The organism is Nonomuraea sp. NPDC052265 (assembly GCF_044547985.1).
Classification (GTDB): Bacteria; Actinomycetota; Actinomycetes; order Streptosporangiales; family Streptosporangiaceae; genus Nonomuraea.
The window spans coordinates 271,975-290,370 of sequence record NZ_JBIUBJ010000004.1 but is presented as its reverse complement, the minus strand read 5'-3'; the positions used below and the strand labels follow the sequence as shown (position 1 = coordinate 290,370).

Sequence of the window (18,396 nt, the reverse complement as noted above, 5' to 3'; positions counted from 1 at the left end):
ATGGTAAGAATCTAGACAGCCATGGGATTCCCCAGTCTTCCCCCGGATAGCACCCCTGACGTGCGGGGACCCGCCCCGCAGGCCGCGGGACCGGGGGAAGGACTAGGGGGTTCGTCGGTGAACGCATGGACCTTCGAGGGACAACCCGGCGCGCTGGGCGACACGGTCACGCTCGTGGAGGGCGGCTCGTTCTGCGTGTGCCAGCACGGCGGCGACATCGTCCCCGGCGGCGCGCAGGGCGTCTACCACGCCGACACCCGCCTGCTGTCCCGCTGGATGCTGCGCGTGGACGACCATCCCGTCGAACCGCTGCAAGCGATCATGGGCGAGCCGTACCACGCCACGTTCCTCGGCAAGGCCAGGCCGCGTCCCGGATGGGCGGAGAGCACGCTGCTCGTCGTGCGCGACCGCTTCGTCGGCGGCGGGCTGCGCGAGGACCTCACGCTGCGCAACATGTCCGAGGAGGCCGCGGGCTGCGTCGTGTGCGTGCAGGCCGGCGCGGACCTGGCCGACCTGTTCGAGGTGAAGTCCGAACGGGTCCGGCCCGCCGACGACGTCGAGATCCACCCCGGCGAGAGCGGCATCGAGGTCTACTCGCCGAGCCGGGCCCGCGGCGCCAGGATCGCCGTCGAGCCGGCCGGCACGCCGGTCGTCACCGCGCCGGGGCTGCTCACGTTCGACGTCGTGGTGCCCGCGCGCGGCGAATGGCGCGCCACCGTGCTCGTGACGCCGGTCCGCGAGGGCGAGGAGACCGCGGCCTGGTTCCCGGTCGCCCATCCCACCCACCACGCCGGGCCGGCCCGCCGCCTGGCCGAGTGGACCGCCAGCACCCCCGCCGTGGAGAGCACGAACGCCGGCCTCGTCGAGGCCCTGACCCGGTCCCGAGCGGACCTGGGCAGCCTGCGCCTGTTCGACCGCGACCATCCCGACGAGCCGCCCGCGATCGCCGCCGGGGCGCCCTGGTTCATGACGCTGTTCGGCCGTGACTCGCTGCTGACCTCCTGGATGGCGCTGCCGCTGGACCAGACGCTCGCGCTCGGCACGCTGCGCAGGCTGGCCCGGCTCCAGGGCGCCAGGGTCGACCCGCTGTCGGAGGAGGAGCCCGGCAAGATCATGCACGAGCTGCGCTTCGGCGTCCAGGACGGCTCCTCGCCGTACGGGGGACGGGCCTACTACGGCTCGGTGGACGCCACCCCGCTGTTCGTCATGCTGCTCGGCGAGCTGCGCCGCTGGGGCGTCCACCGCGACGCGGTCGAGGAGCTGCTGCCGCACGCCGACGCCGCGCTCGCCTGGATCGAGGAGTACGGCAGCCGCGACGGCTTCGTCTGGTACCAGCGCAAGACCGACCGCGGCCTGGTCAACCAGGGCTGGAAGGACTCCTTCGACGGCGTCAACTTCGCCGACGGCACCATCGCCCGCCCGCCGATCGCCCTGGCCGAGGTGCAGGGCTACGTCTACGCCGCCTACCTGGCCCGCGCCCACTTCGCCTGCCAGCAGGGCGACGCGGCCGCCGAGCGGCGCTACGTGCAGCGGGCGCGGGCGATCAGGGAGGCGTTCAACGAACGTTTCTGGCTGCCCGGCCCCGGCTACTACGCCATGGGCCTGGACGGGCGCGGCCGGCCCATCGACGGGCTGGGCTCCAACATGGGCCACTGCCTGTGGGCCGGCATCGCCGACGAGGACAAGGCCCGCGAGGTGGCCCGCCACCTGCTCTCGCCCGAGATGTTCACCGGGTTCGGGGTGCGCACGCTGGCCTCGTCCATGGGGGCCTACAACCCGATGAGCTACCACAACGGCTCGGTGTGGCCGCACGACAGCGCGATCATCGCCGCCGGGCTGATGCGTTACGGCCACGTCGAGGAGGCCCAGCGCATCGCCGTCGGGCTGCTGGAGGCCGCGCACGCCTTCGGCGGGCGGCTGCCGGAGCTGTTCTGCGGGTTCGGCAAGCAGGAGTACGGGCGGCCGGTGCCGTACCCGACGTCGTGCTCGCCGCAGGCGTGGGCCGCCGCCGCGCCCATCCAGCTCCTGCGCACGTTGCTGCGGCTGGACCCCTGGGTGCCGTACGGGAAGGTGTGGCTGGCCCCGGCGCTGCCCGAGGGGTTCGGGGACGTGACGATCAAGGGCATGCCGGTGGGGGACTCCAGGCTCGGCATCCGCGTCAGGGGCGACGACGGCACGCCGATGGTGTCCGGGCTGCCCGAGGGCGTCGACCTGGTCACCGAGCCGCGCTGCCCGATCAGCGGAGCCTGCCGCCCGGGCCCGGCCCGCAGGGCGCACGGACTGTCGGCGCTGTGACGAGGCCACGAGGCGCTATGACGACCGGACTGACGACATGGGGAGGTGCCGGGATGACGGATTCCGAGGACGACTGGGAAGGCGCGCTGCGCATCGCGATGGTCGCTCCGCCCTGGGAGGAGGTGCCGCCGCGAGCTTACGGCGGGATCGAGCAGATGCTCGCCGACCTGATCACGGGCCTGTCCGGACGTGGCCACGAGGTGACGCTGATCGGCTCGGGCAGCACGGGGGTCCCGGCCAAGTTCCTGGTCACCTACCCCGAGGCGCCCTCGGAGCGGATCGGCGAGTCGCTGCCCGAGGTGCTGCACGCCGCCCAGGCCTGGCGGGCGCTCGAAGGGATGCCCGCCGACATCGTGCACGACCACTCGCTGGCCGGGCCGCTCACCGCGCTCGGCCGGGCGACCCCGACCGTGGTCACCTGCCACGGCCCGGCCGGCGGCGAGCTGGGCGAGGTGTACCGGGCGCTCGGCGAACGCGTCAACCTGATCGCCGTCTCCGACGCCCAGCGCGCCGACGCGCCCGACCTCAACTGGGTCGCCACCGTGCACAACGCGCTCGACGCCGCCTCCTTCCCCTTCCGGGAGCACAAGGAGGACTGGGTGTTGTGGCTGGGCCGGTTCAGCCACAGCAAGGGGCCGGACCTGGCCATCGACGCCGCCCGCGCGGCGGGCCGCCGCATCGTGCTGGCCGGCAAGCTCACCGAGCCGTGCGAGCGGGACTACTTCGAGGAGCACGTACGGCCCCGGCTGGGCCCCGGCGTCTCCTACGTGGGCGAGGCCGACGCAGGGCGCAAGCGCGAGCTGCTGGCCGCCGCCCACTGCATGGTCTTCCCCATCCAGTGGGAGGAGCCGTTCGGGATGGTGGTGATCGAGGCCATGGCCTGCGGCACGCCCGTCGTCGCCATCGGCAGGGGAGCGGTGCCGGAGATCGTCGTGGACGGCGTGACGGGGTTCGTGCTGCGGGAGGCGGCGGAGCTGCCCGCGGCGATCGAGGCGGCCGGGCGGCTCGATCCGCGAGCCTGCCGCGACCACGTCGAGCGGCACTTCGGCGTCGGCGCGATGGCCGCGGCCTACGAGGCGGTCTACCACCGCCTGCTGGCCGCCCCGCGCCCGGTACGGCTCACCGAGGAGCCGGGACCGGACCGAACTCCGCCCGGGTGTCGATGACCCGCCCGAACCGCACCCAGCGGTCCCGCTCGAACCGGGCGAGCTGCATCGACTCGATCGGGAACCCGTCGCCGGGCCCGGTGGACAGGGTGATCCCGGGCAGCAGCAGGTCCAGCTTGACGCCGGACAGGCTCCGCATGGCCGCGCGCAGCCCCTCCCTGGACGGGCAGCGCATGCGTTCGAGCGTCCTGACGAACGCCTGCGCGGCCGTCCAGCCGTAGACGACCTGCTGGCCGCCGGGGTCGGCGCCGGGGACGTGGCGCCGCACCGCGGCCACGTAGGCGCGCACGGCGGGGTCGTCCGCCCACTCCGGCGCGGCCGGATCCTTCTGGAACCCGGCCGTGACGACGCCCTGCACCTTGTCGTGGCCGACCGGCCCGAGCACGGCCGGGGAGGCGGCCACGCCGTTGAGGATGTGCAGCGGGTTCCAGCCGGTCATCGCCGCGTCGGCGGCCAGCGCCTGGGCGGCGAACTTCGGCGTGCTGACGTCGAGCAGCACGTCCGCCCCCGAGGCGGCCAGGTTGGCGAGCTGGCCCTGCACGCCGGGATCGGTCACCTCGTAGCTCTGGACGGCCACGATCCGCACCTCGGTGCCCTCGATCGCCTGGCGGAAGCCGTCGAGCAGGTCGTGGCCGAAGTCGTCGTTCTGGTACAGCACGGCGACGCGGGCCCTGGGCGCGGACTCGGCCAGGTAGCGGGCGTAGACGCGGGCCTCGGCGGCGTAGCTGGGCTGCAGGCCGATCGTCCAGGGGTGGGCGGTGTCGGTGCCCCACTCGGTGGCGCCGGTGGCCACGAACGGCTGCGGCACGCCCCGGCGGGCGGCGAACTCGCGCACGGCCGCGGTCGAGGGCGTGCCGAGCGTCTGGAACAGCGCGAACACCCGGTCGCGCAGCACCAGGCGGCGGGCCTGCTCCACGGCGCGGCCCGGCTGGTAGGCGTCGTCGCGGACGACGAACTCCACGCGCCGCCCGTCCACGCCGCCGCTGTCGTTGACGTGCTCGAAGTAGGCCCGCGCGCCCTGGGCGACCGCCGCGTAGGCCGAGGCGGGCCCCGACAGCGGGTAGAGGCCGCCGATGACCACCCCGGCCAGCAGCGTGATCGACAGGGACACCGGAAAGGAGTCGGGGGAGACGAAACCGGTCGTCCAGGTGTAGAGGGCGCCGGCCGCGCCCGCGTACATGGCGCTCCAGGCGAAGGCGTGCGTCATGTGGGCGGCCGGCCGCATGCCGAGCGTCTCGGCCGCCGCCGGATGCTCCCTGACCGCGGTCAGCGCCCGCCCGCCGCGCGACCCGGCCAGGTTGCGGGCCATCGCGTACGCCGCTCCCGCCACCGCCAGCACCAGGAAGTACAGCCACTGGTCGGCCTCCAGCAGCGGCGCCCACGGCTCGGGCACCGGCAGCCCCATCGCCCCGCCGGTCACCGAGGGGAAACGCTTGAGCAGCGGCGGCAGCACGACCGCGACCGCGAAGGAGTACACCAGGACTCCGGTCATCATGGACGGCTCCAGGAACAGCATGGGGCCAGCAGCACGCCGGACAGCGCGCCGACGGCGGAGGCGGCGCCCCAGCCCAGGGCCAGCACCCGCCCCACGCGCACGCCCGACAGCCCGGCCGAGCGCGGGTCCGCGGCCACGGCCCGCATCACCAGGCCGAGCCCGGTGTGCCGGACCACCAGGGCGACCGCGCCGAGCACCAGCCCGGCCAGGCACGCCGCGGCCGTGCGCCGCGAGGCCCGAAAAGCACCGCATTCACGGATATTTCGCCCTATAGCGAGAATGGCCTCTTTCGAGGCCGCACTCTTTGCTCTTCTCTTGTCATGCCGAAGATGCGATATGGGAGACGATGGGGAATGTAGCTGTCGATCAGCGCATTCGACACCTGACTTACGCACGCGCGGGCATTGTTTGATGAATATCCGGACATTACGTCCAGGCCGCCGTCGCGGGTGTCGCTGAATCGCTCACGATCTCTCTTCATTCGCTTCTTCTGTACGATCAATGGGAAAGTCATGCGAAATCACCGACGTAGCGTCGTCCTGGTCGCCGCGGCATGCCTGGTGGCCGACGCCATGGGGGGCGCGCCCGCGCACGCCGACAGCACACTGCGGCAAACCGCCCCGCTCATCCGGCCGATCCCCCTCGCGCCGACGCCCCCGCCCGGCAAGGGCGAGCCCGAGAAGGGACGCCCGGAAGCCGGCGGCCTGGTCTGCGGGCCTCCGTACGTGACCGGCGACCCGGATCTGGGGCCGACCATCCTGCCCCGGACCGGCTATCTCGGCACCCTTCTGCGTGACTACGTGCCGCTGGGCGGTCTCACCCCGCAGCACTTCCTCTCGCGTTACTGGGACTACGCCGCGAACAATTACCGTTTCCCGCCCGACTCCGGGTTCGGTCGTTCCGGTAATTACCCGAACGGAAGGCTGCTGCTCAAGACGACGTTTCTGCAGATCGGCATGAGGCTCGACCGTTTCGGCGGTTACACGGGCGCGTTCCTGTCGCCGTTGGGCGACCAGTTCACCCAGCGCGCACTGCCGCCGCGCAACCTGAACACCAACCCGCAGGATCCGCAGCACCTGTGCAATTACCACGCGTTCCGGGTGCTCAAGTCGTTCCGCGTCGAGGTGGGACCGGCGGCGCCCGCGTTCGAGCAGCCGGGCGGCGGCACGCAGTACCACGTGCTCAGCAGGTACATCCCTGAGGCTCCGCAGACCAGCGAGGAGGTTCCGGTGAGCTGGCTGCTGGCGAACGGATACCTGGAGGAGATCGAGCCGGTCCTGGTGACCGTCAGGACCGACGACACGACGGCCCAGGACACCACCATCCAGGACACCAGCGCCCAGGACACGACGGCCCGGGACATGACGGCGGCCCAGGACATGACGGCCCAGGACATGACGGCCCGCGACACGGCCGCCCGTGACGTGATCAACCGCGGCACGACGGCCCGGGACGCGATCAACCGGGGCACGTACACCACGGTCCGCAAGCCCGTCCCGGCGGGCCGCCCGTCCACATCCGGGCGGCCTTAGGCACCAGCCGCGCCGCGCTCCCGCCCCCCGCCCGTGCCGGACGCCGCCGAGGTCGCCGTCGAGGTCGCCGCCTGGATCGGTGGCGCGCTCGGCGGCGTCACCGGGCGGGGTACGGCGTGAGCCCGCCCTCGTGCACCAGCGAGACCGTCCGCTCCAGGTCGGGGGTCAGGTAGCGGTCGTCGCCCAGCGGCGCGACGTACCGCCTGAGCTCGTCGCGCAGGCCGCGCGTCACCGTCCCGAGCGGCAGGCCGGCCATCCGCGCCGCGATCAGGTCGATGCCCTGCGCCGCCATCAGGTACTGCACCGCCAGCACGATCTCCAGACGGTCGAGGTTCTCGTGCAGGTCGCGGACCGAGGCCATCGCCATCGTGTTGTGGTCCTCCTGGCCGTCCTTGACCGGACGCGACAACGTGCCCGCCGGATGGGCCCTGACCTGCATCTCGGGGACCACCGCCGCGGCCACCGACTGCGCCTGGACCATCCCGGAGTTCAGGCCCACGCTCCCGCCGGCCAGGTTCGCCGGCAGGCCGTAGCTCCAGCGTGGCGACAGCAGGCGTCCCGACAACTCCTGCGACAGGACGCCGAGGTCGGTGATCTCGGCGTTCAGGCTGTCGGCGAGGTGGCCCATGATTGAGCCGTCCCAGTTGCCGCCCATCACGAACTCGTAGCCGGGGCCGCGCTCCCGCCGGAAGACCAGCGGGTTGGAGGTCGAGGAGTTGGCCTCGCGCGCCAGCGTCCGGCGGGTGGCGGCGAGCACCTGCCGCAGCCCGGCCATGATGTGCGGGGCGGCGCGTACGGACACCGCGTCCTGCACGCGCGGGGTGTAGCCGGCCGGGTCGAGCCGCCTGCGTCCCTCCTCGGTCATCCAGCCCGAGCCCGCCACCATGGCCCGCAGCCGTGCCGCGACCGCATCCTCCTCCGGGATGTGCCGCTCGCGGTGCGTACGCGCGTCCAGCGAGCCGCGCTCGGCCCTGGTCGCCTCCATGAACAGGGCGAAGGCCCCCTCGGCCTGGTCGGCGAGCACCGTGGCCCGGTGCACCGCGTGCAGCAGCGTGGCCGCCACCACCGTGCTGCCGCTGACGATTGGCAGCGCCTCCCCGGCCTCGAAGGCGAAGCTCGCGGGCAGCCCGGCGCGCGGCAGCATCTCCGAGGCGGGCCCCACCTCGCCCCGGTAGTGCACCGGCGCGTCCTCGCCCAGCGCGGCCAGCCCGGCCGCCGCCTGCGGCTGCAGGTCGCCGGTGCCGAGCGAGCCGATCTGCGGCATCACCGGCACGACCCCCGCGTTCACCAGCGACAGCAGCCGCTGCGGCACCTCCGGCCGTACGCCCGTCCGCCCCCTGGCCATCTGGTTGGCCTTGAGGACCAGGGCCAGCCGGACCACGTCGTCCGGGAAGGCCGGGCCGACGCCCGCCGCGTGCGAGCGCAGCACGTTGCGCTGGAACTGCTCGGCCTGCTCCGGCGAGAGCGGCCGGTCCTTCAGCGGGCCGAGCGCCTGGTTCCAGCCGTACACCCGCTGGCCGCTCAGGGCCGCCAGTGCCCCCGCCCGCGACCGGGCCATGCGGGCCCGCGCGGCGTCCGACACCCGCGCGAGCACGGGACGGCCCGCCAGGATCGCGAAGGCGTCGCGGAGCGCGAACCGGCCGCCGTCCAGCACCAGGTTCAGCACCGGCACCGCCGCCGGGGCCGGGGCCGGGGGCGCCTCCGGGACGGCGACGGCCCGCTGCGGCACGCACACCGCCGCGAGCAGGCCGACACCGGCGGCCATTCGTCCTACTTTGCTGATCGACACGGTCTCCCGGCCCCTTCACGACGAAGATCCACTCCGCTCCGTTTATAGCCGGGCGGACGGACGGCGCCGGGTACGGCTCCGCACCGGGGGACGAGTGCTGACCGGCCCTATGGCAGGCGCTTACCTCCCGCCTTGGACGCCACCGCGATGTGCGGCCGCCCGGTGATCGGATGCGGCCCCACGTGGGCCAGGACGCCGAAGACCTCCTCGATGAAGGCCGGGGTCAGCACCTCCAGAGGCGGCCCCTGCCCGGCGACCCGGCCCTCGCGCAGGACGACGATCCGGTCGGCGTAGGCGGCGGCCTGGTCCAGGTCGTGCAGCGCGGCCAGCAGCGTCAGGCCGAGCGAGCGGATCAGGTCCAGCAGGAGGAGCTGGGAGCCCACGTCCAGGTGGTTGCCCGGCTCGTCCAGGATCAGCAGCGGCGCCTCCTGGGCCAGCGCGCGGGCCAGCAGCACGCGCTGCCGCTCGCCGCCGGACAGTGTGGTCATCAGCCGGTCGGCCGCCCAGTCCATGCCGACCCGTTCCAGGGCCGCGGCGACCACCGTCCGGTCGCCCGCGCTCTCCCGGTCCAGCGCCCGCTTGTGGCTGTGCCGCCCGGCCGCGACGACCTCGGCCACGGAGAACCCGTCCCCGGCCGGGTTGTGCTGCGGCAGGACCGCCCGCCGCCGCGCGGCGTGCCGGGGACGCATGCGCCACAGGTCGTCGCCGTCCAGCCGGACGACGCCGCCCGACGGCCGCAGCGACCGGTAGACGGTGCGCAGCAGCGTGGACTTGCCGCTGCCGTTGGGCCCGACCAGCGCCACGAACTCGCCCGGCCCGGCGCTCAGCGTGACGTCGGTGACGATGGGCCGCGCGTCGATGCTCGCGCTGACGCCCGCGAGGTCAAGCCGCATCGCCGCCTCCGCCCGTCCGTCGCCGGCGCAGCAGCCACAGGAAGAACGGCACGCCGAGCCCCGTGGTGAAGATCCCCACCGGCAGCTCGTTCGGCCGGTCGGCCACCCGCGCCGCCAGGTCGACCAGCACCAGGAACACCGCGCCCGCCAGCAGCGAGACCGGCAGCACCCGGCGGTGGTCGGCCCCGACCACGAACCGGACCATGTGCGGGACCATCAGCCCGATGAACCCGATGCCGCCGACCACGCTGACCACCGTCGCCGTCAGCAGCGACCCGGCCGCCAGCAGCCCGATCCGCAGCGCGGCGACCGGCACGCCGATCGCGACGGCGGCCTCCTCGCCGGCCAGCAGCGCGTTGAGCGCCCGCGCCTGCGACGACAGCCAGGCCACGCAGCACACGACCAGCAACGCGGGCACGCCCAGATCCGCCCAGGACGCCCCGGCGACGCTGCCCATCAGCCAGAACATCATGCCCTGCAGCTCGGTCGGGTTGAGCTGGAGCTGCACGAACGTGGTGGCCGCCGAGCACAGGTAGCCGACGGCCACGCCGGTCAGCACCAGCCACGAGTCCAGCAGCCGCCCGGAACGCTGGGACAGGACGTACACCACCAGCGCCGACAGCAGCGCGGCGGCGAACGCGGCCCCGGTGACGCCGAGCGCGCCGGTCAGCCCGGCCAGCGCGCCGCCCCCGAGCGCGGGCACCAGCACGGCCCCGAGCGAGGCCGCCGACGACACCCCCAGCACGTACGGGTCGGCGAGCGGGTTGCGGACCAGCGCCTGCAACGCCACCCCGGCCACCGACAACGCGGCCCCGGCCAGCGCGGCCAGCAGCGCCCGGGGCGTGCGGATCTCCCACACGACCTGCGCGAGCAGCGGATCGGCCTGCTCGCCCCGCCCGGTCAGGTACGCCCACACCACCCCCCACACCTGGTCCAGGGGCAGGTTCACCGACCCGGCGGAGATCCCGATCACCAGGGCCCCGACCAGCGCGGCCCCGAGACCGGCCAGCAGGAGCCCGGTCGCCCGCCCGGACACCGCGTGCGGCCGCCGCGGCGGGACGGACGCGGCGCGGCGCGGCGGCGCGGTCAGCGTGTCAGCCAACGGGATGCACCACCTTGGAGATCTTCTCCACGGCCCAGGCGTTCAGCGGCCCGAGGTAGACGCCGTCGGAGACGACCGTGAAGGTCCTGGACCTGGACGCGGCCCAGTGGGGGTAGGCGGCGAACAACTTCGCCGCCGCCTCCTCGCCCTTCTCCTCGGGCGTGAACAGCCCGACGACCAGCACGTCCACCTGGGCGGTGGCGAGCTGTTCGCGGTTGAGGGTGCGGGTCATGTCGGCGGTCTGGCCGGCGAAGGCGTTGACCCCGCCGGCCGCCCTGATGACGTCGTCGTAGATGCCGCCGGTCATCACGGCGGGCAGGCCGTTGGCGTTCATCATGGCCATGCCGGGATAGGCGATCAGCACCTTCTTGGGCGGCAGCCCCGCGACGCGGGCCCGTACGGACTCCACCCGCGCCCGCAGCCCGCCGATCAGGTCGAACGCCTTGCGCTGCACGTCGAACACCCGCCCGAGCAGGCTGAGGAACTCCAGCGAGGAGTTGATCGACTGGTTGCGGTAGGCGCGCTTCTCCTGCTCGGTCGCGTCCGGCTTGCCCATCGCGCAGTTGACCGGGTTGACCAGCGAGGTGATGCCGGCCGCGGCGAGCTGCTCACGGGTGGCGAAGCCCCGGGTGGGGTCGAACCCGCCCGACCAGGTGGACACCACCAGGTCCGGCTTGAGCTTGAGCACCTGCTCGGCGGGCACGTCGAAGTTCTTGTTCATCGTCAGCCCGCCGGTCGGCAGCGCCTTGATGCGGGCCGTCATGGACGGGTCGTCGGACACGCCGTAGCTCTGGGCGTTGGCCAGGATGCTGCGGTCCAGCCCGAGCAGCAGGAAGCTCTCCACCTCGCCCACGCTGGTGCCGTTCAGGATCAGGACGCGCTGCGGCGGGCGGCGGAAGGTGACCCGCGTGCCGCAGTTGTCGAAGGTGAGGGGATAGACGGTCCGGCCGGCGGGCGCCGGCGCGCCGGTGGCCGCCTCGCCGCCGGTCGCCGCGGGCGCGCCGCAGGCCGCGGCCAGAAGCACCAGCGCGACCGCCGAGGCCCGGCGGATACGGGAAGGTCTCATGGGTGATGTCCTCAGAGTCGAGTCCGGAGGCGCGCACGCCGCACCGGCCCCACGGCGGGGGCGGACAAGGCGGCGAGCCGGGATTGTCGTCGGAGGAACCGCGAGGGACGGGCGCGCGAAGGACCGCGGGCGCGCTCAGGCGGGCGGGCCCACGACCGTCGGACGGACCGGCCACCACGGCTCCGGTCCTCCGGCGGGAGGCCCCCGCAGCACCAGCACGTGCCGCAGGAACAGCCGGACCCGCGCGGTGACGTCGTCGCGCCCGTCCACCGGCGTACGCGCCGGCGCGGCCCACCCGGCCACGGCGAGGAACAGCACCAGCAGCGGGCGCAGCACCCGTCCGGCCAGCTCGCGGACCAGGGCGCACAGCCCCGACTCCACCCAGCGCAGCCAGACCGACGTCAGCAGCACGCTCGCCCCGTGCACGAGCAGCATCCCGAACCCCGGGGCGCCCGTGTCGTGCACGTGCCCCAGGCTCGCGGCGCCGGGGGCGGGGACGGGATGGTCGCAGCTCATGGAGAGCAGCACGTGCAGGACGACCTGCGAGGCGCCCGTCGCGGGCACGATGGCGGCCAGCGTGCGCTCACGCCCGGTCAGCGCCAGGGCCGGAGCCAGGACCAGCAGGAACCCCGCCACCAGCGCCCCGGGGTCGAAGCAGCCGCCGCCCGCCAGGTGGGCGAGCGCGGCCAGGGCGGCGCACGTGCCGGCGAAGCTCGCCGCACGCAGCCACCGCACCACCGACCATGGACCCATCGAGGCCAGATCCTCCCACACGCCGGGGCCGCCCGCGTCTCACGGGGGTGCGCCGCGTGCACGAGGCGGGGGAGGCGGGCTTCCCACTGGGGTGTGCGGCGGCGACAGGCGGGCGTACGCTCCGAATGTGACCCTCCGGTTGACTCCTCCGCCGCCCGACGACCGCTCGACGACGAGGGCTCCGTGAGGAGCCGCACATGACCGGCCTCGGCCCGCGCGCGGTCCTCGTCCCCGACCTGGGCGAAGAGCTGGCTCACGTGGTGGGCGAGCTGGAGAGGCTGCTGCTGGTGCTGCGCGCCGCCGAGTCCGTGGGCTCGCCGCTGCCCGCCCCGCTCGCCGGCGGGATCGCGCTGACCGCGCTGCGCCGGCTCTGGCGCGCGATCGGCCCCACGCAGGGCAGGCGCGCCGCCGCCTCCCGCCTGGCCGGCCGCCTGTACGCCCCCGGCGGCCAGGTCGAGCACGTGCCGCTGCGCCTGGTCGACGTCGACCCGCTCGACGTGGCCACCCTGTCGGCCGCCGCCGTGGCGCTCGGCCTCGGCGCGGTCGGCAAGGGCGTGGTCCGCCAGGCCCTCGACGCGGTCGCCACCGACCTGCCCGCCACCGAGCTGGTGTCGTCGGCCGCCCGCTTCACCGGCCTGCTCGACCTGGCCGACACCGCCGACTCCATCGTCCTGCGCGAACGCCTGGCCGCCGCCGGTCCGGGCGCCGACGTCGTCCTCACGCCGGAGGCCGAACGCGCCTACCAGGCCACCGCCGGCCGCCTCAACACCATGTGGCCCGCCCCCGGCACCGCCACCCCTCCCTGAACCGGGCGGTTCACGGGGTCTGGGGGGCGGCGGTGGCGGGGTCGTGGTGGAAGGGGCGGGGGAGGCGGAGGCGGGCGCGCAGCGGGAGGCCCGAGGGGATGAACGCCTCGGCCTGGAGCGCCGCCACGCCGATCCTGGGCAGGTCGCGGGCGTTCGGGTAGACGACGAAGCGCGGCTCCCAGATCGGGCGGAACTTGGCGTTGAACCGGTACAGCGACTCGATCTGGAACCAGTGCGACAGGAAGAGCAGCACCGACCGCCAGGCCCGCAGCACGGGCCCCGCGCCGAGCCGGTCGCCGCGGGCCAGCGCCGCGCGGAACATCGCGAAGTTGAGCGACACCTGCGTGATCCCCAGCGACGGCGCGGCGCGCAGCGTCTCGGCGATCAGCAGCTCGTTGAGCCCCGGGTCGGCGTCGCGGTCGCGGCGCATCAGGTCCAGGGAGACACCCCGCGTCCCCCACGGCACGAAGTGCAGCACGGCCTTGAGGTCGCCGTCCTTGCAGGCGGTGGCCACCAGGCACTCGGCGTCGGCCGGGTCGCCGAAGCGGCCGAGCGCCATCGAGTAGCCGCGTTCGGTCTGGGTGCCGCGCCACAGGCCGGCGGCGTGGCGGATCTGCTCCTTCTCCTCCTCCGGCACGTCCCGGGCGCGGCGCACCCGGCAGACGTACCCGGCGCGGCGGGTGCGGTTGACCATCTGCCGGACGTTGCGCATCGCGCGGCCCTCCAGCGTGAAGTCGGCGACCTCGACGATGGCCTCGTCGCCGATCTCCAGCGCCGACAACCCCGCCACCCGCGTCCAGACCTCGCCGCCCGTCTCGCCGCACCCGATGACGGCGGGCACCCAGGCGTGCCGCCGCGCCTCGGCCATGAACGCGCCGATCGCCGCCGGCCACGCCTCGCGGTCGCCGATCGGGTCGCCGCTGGCCAGCATCACGCCGGACACGACGCGGTAGGCCACGGCCGCCTTGCCCGACGGCGAGAAGATCACGCTCTTGTCCCTGCGCAGCGCGAAGTAGCCGAGCGAGTCACGCTCGCCGTGGGCGGCCAGCAGGGCGCGCAGGCGGCCTTCGTCGTCGGCGGTCAGCTCGGCGACCGGCCGCTCGGGGCGCAGCGCCAGGTAGAGCGTCGTCACGGCGGTGAGCGCGCCCAGCGCGACGAGGGAGAAGTAGACCAGGTCGGAGACGCGTTCCACGGTGAACGTGACCGGCCCCTCGATGCCCGCCAGCCCCAGCGCCACGTGCTCCAGCCGGTCGGCCACGCTTGGACGGCCCACCAGCGCCCCCGGCCGGGCGCTCACGATCACGTAGCCGAGCCCCATGTCGATCGCGCCGAGCACCAGCAGGTTCCACAGCGCCCGCCAGCGCGAGCGCGGGTCGGACAGCGCCGTGAACTCCCGCCTGCCCGCCACCAGCACGGCCATCAGCACAATGCTGATCGCCGCGGTCACCGGACGCAGGTGCAGCACGCCCATGACGGCGCTCAGCGGCAGCAGCACCACCACCGCCCGCCAGGCCCGCACCTTCCCGCGGCGCAGCGCGTGCGCGATCATCACCAGCATGATGCCGACCACCAGCGACGTCGCCCGCGCCACGGTCGTCACCGTCCCGGGCAGCAGGTCCGACCACTGGCCCATCCGCGTGTGCTCCAGCCGCGGCGCCACGGCCTTGAGGATGTCCAGCAGGCCGATCACCAGCGACGCGTAACCCGCCAGCGCGGGGATCCAAGGACGCTTCACAAATACTGATTGAAACTCCTGCCGGTTAATCTCGCCGTTAACCACGCGCTTACGCCGTCCGGGATATTCCTGCTGTTCATGGGACTGACCTCGATCGCGCTGCTGGCGGCGGCCGCGGTGCTCGCGGTGGCCGCGCTCGCGGGGACCGTCTGGGTGTGGCCGCGGCTGGCCGGGCGGGGCCTGCCGCCGGTGCTGGGCCGGACGGGCCTGCTGGCCGCCTGCCAGACGTTCACCGTGGCGGCGCTCGCGCTGCTGGTCAACTACTACTTCGGCTTCTACGGCTCCTGGGACGACCTGCTCGGCGCCGACACCGGCACCGCCCAGATCACCGCCGCCGGGGCCGCGGCCGGGCTGCGGGTGCTGGACAGCCGGGCGGTCCCCGGCGGGCGGATCGAGGAGGTCGTCCTGCCGGGCGCGACCACGCACCTGAGCGAGGAGGCGTACGTCTTCCTGCCCTCGGCCTACTTCAAGGACCCGCGGCGCAGATTCCCCGCGATCCTCGCCCTCACCGGCTACCCGGGCGACCCGCGCAACCTCATGACCCGCATGGACCTGCCCGGACGGCTGGCGCACGCCATCGCCCTGCACCAGGTCAACCCGGCCGTCCTGGTCATGATGCGGCCGAGCGTGGTGCTGCCGCGCGACACCGAGTGCGTGGACGTGCCGGGCGGCCCGCAGGCGCTGACGTACTTCGCCACCGACGTCCGGCAGGTCGTGACCGCGCACTACCGGGCGGCGCCCGGCCGCGACTCCTGGGGCGTCCTGGGCGGCTCGACCGGCGGCTACTGCGCCCTGAATCTGGCGATGAGCCGTCCTGACGCGTTCTCCGCCGCGGTCTCCCTGTCGGGCTACTACAAGACGATCGTGGACGGCACCACCGGCGACCTGTTCCACGGCGACAAGGCGCTGGCCGACCGCAACGACCTGATGTGGCGCCTGGCCCGGCTGCCCGCGCCGCCCGTGGACGTGCTCGTCACGAGCAGCAGGAAGGGCGAGGCCGACTACCTGCCGACCGAGCGGTTCCTGAACGCCGTCAGACCGCCCATGAGGGCCTCGTCGCTGATCCTGCCCAGCGGCGGCCACAACTTCAACACCTGGAACCGCGAGCTGCCGCAGGCGCTGCCGTGGCTGCTCCAGCAGCTCGCCGAGCCCGCCACGGCCCCATAGGCGAGGGCCCGATCGGGCCGGGGTGGTTCATCCTGGCGCCCACGGGGGAGAAGACCTCTCCGTGACCGACGTGTACGCCACCGCCGCCGACCTCGACCTCGCCCCGGCCGGGTTCGTCCGGGCCATCGAGGAGCTGCCGCTGGTCGACCATCACACCCACGGGGTGACGCCCCGCGACCTGTCGCGCACCGCGTTCGAGGAGCTGATCACCGAGTCCGACCGGCCGGTGCCGGAGTGGATGACGCAGTTCGACTCCCAGACCGGGTACGCCATCCTGCGCCACTGCGCGCCCGTCCTCGGCCTCGAACCGCACTGCACGCCGGAGGAGTACCTGGCCAGGAGGGCCCGGCTGGGGGCCGATGAGGTGAACCGGCTGCTGCTGGGCGCCTCGGGCGTGGCCCACTACCTGGTGGAGACCGGCTACCGGGGCGAGGAGCTGGTGGGGCCGTCCGGCATGGCGGAGCTCACCGGCGTGCCCGCCGACGAGGTGGTGCGGCTGGAGACGGTGGCCGAGCAGGTCGCGGCCGGCGGCTGCACGGCGGCCTCCTTCGCCGACGCGTTCGCGCGCGAGCTGTGGGAGCGCGCCGGCGGCGCGCGCGGGCTCAAGAGCGTCGCCGCCTACCGTCACGGCCTCGACCTCGACCCCGAGCCGCCGAGCCGGGCCGAGGTCACCGAGGCGGCCGGGCGCTGGCTCGGCTCCGGCGGCGGTAAACTGACGGACCCGGTGCTGTTGCGACACGTGATCTGGACCGGGATCGAGCGTGGGTTGCCGATCCAGTTCCACACCGGCCTCGGCGACCCCGACCTCGACCTTCGCCGGGCCGACCCGCTGCTGCTGCGCGGCCTCGTCGAACGCGCCGAGCCGTCCGGGGTGCCGCTGGTGCTGCTGCACTGCTACCCCTTCCAGCGGCACGCGGGGTTCCTCGCGCAGGCCTACCCCAACGTCTTCTTCGACGTGGGGCTCGGTGTGACCTGCACCCGGGCCCGCAGCGTGGCGCTGGTGGCCGAGAGCCTGGAGGTGGCGCCGTTCGCCAAGATCCTGTTCTCGTCCGACGGGTGGGGTCCGGCCGAGCTGCACCACCTGGGCGCGGTGCTGTGGCGGCGGGCGACGGCGCGGGTGCTCGGCCGGCTCGTGATGGACGGCGAATGGTCGGCCGAGCAGGCGATGCGGGTGGCGGCGATGATCGGGGCGGACAACGCGCGACGCGTCTACGGACTGGGAACACGGGAGGAGAGCACGGGGTGAACGACTTCGGGGGCCATACGATCAACGGGCCCGTCGACGGAGCCGTCATCGGGAACGGCACGGCGCGCGGCACCGCCTACGCGGTGCTGCGGGAGGGCCTGCGGCGGGAGCTGCCCGCCGCGCAGGCCCTGCGCCGCGAGCTGCACGCGGCGCCCCGCCTGTCGGGCGAGGAGGGCCCGACGCGGGCGCGGCTGCTCGACGCGCTGCCCGCCGGGGCGGTCGAGCACGTGGCCGGCACGGGCGCGGTCCTGCGCGTCGGCGGTCCGGGCCCGGCCGTGGGCGTACGCGGCGAGCTGGACGCCCTGCCGCTGGTCGAGCGCACCGGCGTCGACTGGGCCGCCACCGGTGGCGCGATGCACGCCTGCGGGCACGACGTCCACATGGCGGCCGTCGTCGCCCTGGCCAGGACCCTCGACCGGCTCGGCGCCGACCCGCCCCTGCTGGTCGTGCTGCAACCGCGCGAGGAGGGCTTCCCCTCCGGCGCCTCCGACGTCGTGGGGTCGGGCGTGCTGCACCGCCACCAGGTCGGCGCCATGATCGGCGCGCACGTGCAGCCCCTGCTGGCCGAGGGCGCGGTCGCCTCCGTGCCGGGGGCGGTCAACGCCTCCTCCGACGAGTTCAGGGTGGTCGTCAGGGGAGCGGAGGGCCACGCCGCCTACCCCCACCTCACCCGGGACCCGGTCGTGGCCATGGCGCAGGTCATCGTGACCGCCCAGCAGGTCGTCAGCCGGTCCGCCGACCCCATGATGCCCACCGTGGTCACCTTCGGCACGGTCAACGCCGGCACCGCGCCCAACGCCGTGCCGGGCGAGGCCGTGGCCAGGGGGACGCTGCGGGCCATGTCCGAGAGCTGGCGCCAGCAGCTGCACGAACGCTTCACCCAGGTGGTCGAGGACGTCGCCAGGGCGTGCGGCTGCGTGGCCGAGGTGACGATCCTGCCGGGGGAGCCGGTGCTGGTCAACGACGCCGGGCTGGCCGTACGCGCCGCAGGGCTGCTGCGCGAGCAGGGCTGGACGGTGGACGGCGGCCTGCGCTCGTGCGGGGCCGACGACTTCTCCCACTACGCCGCGGTGGCGCCGTCGCTGATGATGTTCGTCGGCGTGGACACCGCCGCCGGCCTGCACAGCCCCGAGTTCCTGCCCGGCGACGCCGCCGTGGGCGCGGTGGCCGAGAGCCTGCTGGCCGGCTACCTCGCGGCCGCCTCAGCGCTGCCCGGCCCCGCCGGCGTGAACGGGATGCTGTTCTCCAGGAACGCCTGAACCCGGCCCCTGCCGCCTCCGTTCCTCCAACAACGGCGGCAGGGAAGTCCAAGCACCACCGGACGGCGGGCCGCTGACGGGACCATCGCCGG

General features: G+C 74.2%; 15 protein-coding genes. 7 read left to right on the top strand and 8 right to left on the bottom strand.

Annotated elements, in window-relative coordinates; translation table 11 throughout:
• Nucleotides 1-117: 117 nt before the first annotated feature.
• Both ACIHAD_RS14955 and ACIHAD_RS14950 read left to right on the top strand, forming a co-directional pair.
• Nucleotides 118-2,295: a glycogen debranching N-terminal domain-containing protein gene (locus tag ACIHAD_RS14955; RefSeq protein WP_397354970.1), complete on the top strand. Its 2,178-nt coding sequence runs from the start codon at nt 118-120 to the stop codon at nt 2,293-2,295.
• 53 nt (nt 2,296-2,348) lie between these two features.
• A complete protein-coding gene (locus ACIHAD_RS14950) occupies nt 2,349-3,461 on the top strand; it encodes a glycosyltransferase family 4 protein (RefSeq protein WP_397354969.1) in 1,113 nt (370 codons plus the stop codon).
• Here ACIHAD_RS14950 and ACIHAD_RS14945 read toward each other — a convergent pair.
• Both ACIHAD_RS14945 and ACIHAD_RS14940 read right to left on the bottom strand, forming a co-directional pair.
• A complete protein-coding gene (locus ACIHAD_RS14945) occupies nt 3,415-4,956 on the bottom strand; it encodes an ABC transporter substrate-binding protein (RefSeq protein WP_397354968.1) in 1,542 nt (513 codons plus the stop codon). The genes ACIHAD_RS14950 and ACIHAD_RS14945 overlap by 47 nt on opposite strands.
• A complete protein-coding gene (locus tag ACIHAD_RS14940) occupies nt 4,953-5,153 on the bottom strand; it encodes a hypothetical protein (RefSeq protein WP_397354967.1) in 201 nt (66 codons plus the stop codon). The genes ACIHAD_RS14945 and ACIHAD_RS14940 overlap by 4 nt, the downstream gene beginning before the upstream one ends.
• Nucleotides 5,154-5,468: 315 nt before the next feature.
• On the opposite strand from ACIHAD_RS14940, the gene ACIHAD_RS14935 reads away from it, so the two are divergent.
• Complete coding sequence (locus tag ACIHAD_RS14935; RefSeq protein ID WP_397354966.1) at nt 5,469-6,488, top strand: TNT domain-containing protein; 1,020 nt, start codon at nt 5,469-5,471, stop codon at nt 6,486-6,488.
• Between the two features lie 97 nt (nt 6,489-6,585).
• On the opposite strand, the gene hutH is transcribed toward ACIHAD_RS14935, so the two are convergent.
• From hutH to ACIHAD_RS14910, 5 genes are all read right to left on the bottom strand, one after another.
• Complete coding sequence (gene hutH / locus ACIHAD_RS14930; protein WP_397354965.1) at nt 6,586-8,253, bottom strand: histidine ammonia-lyase; 1,668 nt, start codon at nt 8,251-8,253, stop codon at nt 6,586-6,588.
• A 131-nt stretch (nt 8,254-8,384) separates the two neighbouring features.
• On the bottom strand, nt 8,385-9,170 hold the full coding sequence (locus tag ACIHAD_RS14925; RefSeq protein WP_397354964.1) for an ABC transporter ATP-binding protein: 786 nt from the start codon (nt 9,168-9,170) through the stop codon (nt 8,385-8,387).
• Nucleotides 9,160-10,272, bottom strand: coding sequence for a FecCD family ABC transporter permease (locus ACIHAD_RS14920; RefSeq protein ID WP_397354963.1), 1,113 nt, complete (start codon nt 10,270-10,272; stop codon nt 9,160-9,162). The genes ACIHAD_RS14925 and ACIHAD_RS14920 overlap by 11 nt, the downstream gene beginning before the upstream one ends.
• A complete protein-coding gene (locus tag ACIHAD_RS14915; RefSeq protein ID WP_397354962.1) occupies nt 10,265-11,338 on the bottom strand; it encodes an ABC transporter substrate-binding protein in 1,074 nt (357 codons plus the stop codon). The genes ACIHAD_RS14920 and ACIHAD_RS14915 overlap by 8 nt, the downstream gene beginning before the upstream one ends.
• 135 nt (nt 11,339-11,473) lie before the next feature.
• Nucleotides 11,474-12,091: an MFS transporter gene (locus ACIHAD_RS14910; RefSeq protein WP_397354961.1), complete on the bottom strand. Its 618-nt coding sequence runs from the start codon at nt 12,089-12,091 to the stop codon at nt 11,474-11,476.
• A 197-nt stretch (nt 12,092-12,288) separates the two neighbouring features.
• Here ACIHAD_RS14910 and ACIHAD_RS14905 point away from each other — a divergent pair, with 197 nt between their 5' ends.
• On the top strand, nt 12,289-12,897 hold the full coding sequence (locus tag ACIHAD_RS14905; protein ID WP_397354960.1) for a hypothetical protein: 609 nt from the start codon (nt 12,289-12,291) through the stop codon (nt 12,895-12,897).
• A gap of 10 nt (nt 12,898-12,907) precedes the next feature.
• On the opposite strand, the gene ACIHAD_RS14900 is transcribed toward ACIHAD_RS14905, so the two are convergent.
• A complete protein-coding gene (locus tag ACIHAD_RS14900) occupies nt 12,908-14,632 on the bottom strand; it encodes a phosphatidylglycerol lysyltransferase domain-containing protein (RefSeq protein ID WP_397354959.1) in 1,725 nt (574 codons plus the stop codon).
• A 78-nt stretch (nt 14,633-14,710) separates the two neighbouring features.
• On the opposite strand from ACIHAD_RS14900, the gene ACIHAD_RS14895 reads away from it, so the two are divergent.
• From ACIHAD_RS14895 to ACIHAD_RS14885, 3 genes are all read left to right on the top strand, one after another.
• Nucleotides 14,711-15,799 carry an alpha/beta hydrolase gene (locus ACIHAD_RS14895; RefSeq protein WP_397354958.1) on the top strand — a complete coding sequence of 363 codons (1,089 nt, stop codon included), beginning with the start codon at nt 14,711-14,713 and terminating at the stop codon, nt 15,797-15,799.
• 61 nt (nt 15,800-15,860) lie between these two features.
• On the top strand, nt 15,861-17,045 hold the full coding sequence (locus ACIHAD_RS14890; RefSeq protein WP_397354957.1) for an amidohydrolase family protein: 1,185 nt from the start codon (nt 15,861-15,863) through the stop codon (nt 17,043-17,045).
• Entirely contained in the window at nt 17,042-18,304 is a 1,263-nt protein-coding gene (locus ACIHAD_RS14885; protein WP_397354956.1) for a M20 family metallopeptidase, read from the top strand. Before ACIHAD_RS14890 ends, ACIHAD_RS14885 begins: the two co-directional genes overlap by 4 nt.
• Nucleotides 18,305-18,396: the final 92 nt, after the last annotated feature.

Coding starts and splice junctions, on each gene's coding strand:
- ACIHAD_RS14950 (WP_397354969.1), top strand. CDS start 2,349: ATGACGGATTCCGAGGACGACTGGGAAGGCGCGCTGCGCATCGCGATG.
- ACIHAD_RS14945 (WP_397354968.1), bottom strand. CDS start 4,956: ATGATGACCGGAGTCCTGGTGTACTCCTTCGCGGTCGCGGTCGTGCTG.
- ACIHAD_RS14935 (WP_397354966.1), top strand. CDS start 5,469: ATGCGAAATCACCGACGTAGCGTCGTCCTGGTCGCCGCGGCATGCCTG.
- hutH (WP_397354965.1), bottom strand. CDS start 8,253: ATGGCCGCCGGTGTCGGCCTGCTCGCGGCGGTGTGCGTGCCGCAGCGG.
- ACIHAD_RS14925 (WP_397354964.1), bottom strand. CDS start 9,170: ATGCGGCTTGACCTCGCGGGCGTCAGCGCGAGCATCGACGCGCGGCCC.
- ACIHAD_RS14915 (WP_397354962.1), bottom strand. CDS start 11,338: ATGAGACCTTCCCGTATCCGCCGGGCCTCGGCGGTCGCGCTGGTGCTT.
- ACIHAD_RS14910 (WP_397354961.1), bottom strand. CDS start 12,091: ATGGGTCCATGGTCGGTGGTGCGGTGGCTGCGTGCGGCGAGCTTCGCC.
- ACIHAD_RS14905 (WP_397354960.1), top strand. CDS start 12,289: ATGACCGGCCTCGGCCCGCGCGCGGTCCTCGTCCCCGACCTGGGCGAA.
- ACIHAD_RS14895 (WP_397354958.1), top strand. CDS start 14,711: ATGGGACTGACCTCGATCGCGCTGCTGGCGGCGGCCGCGGTGCTCGCG.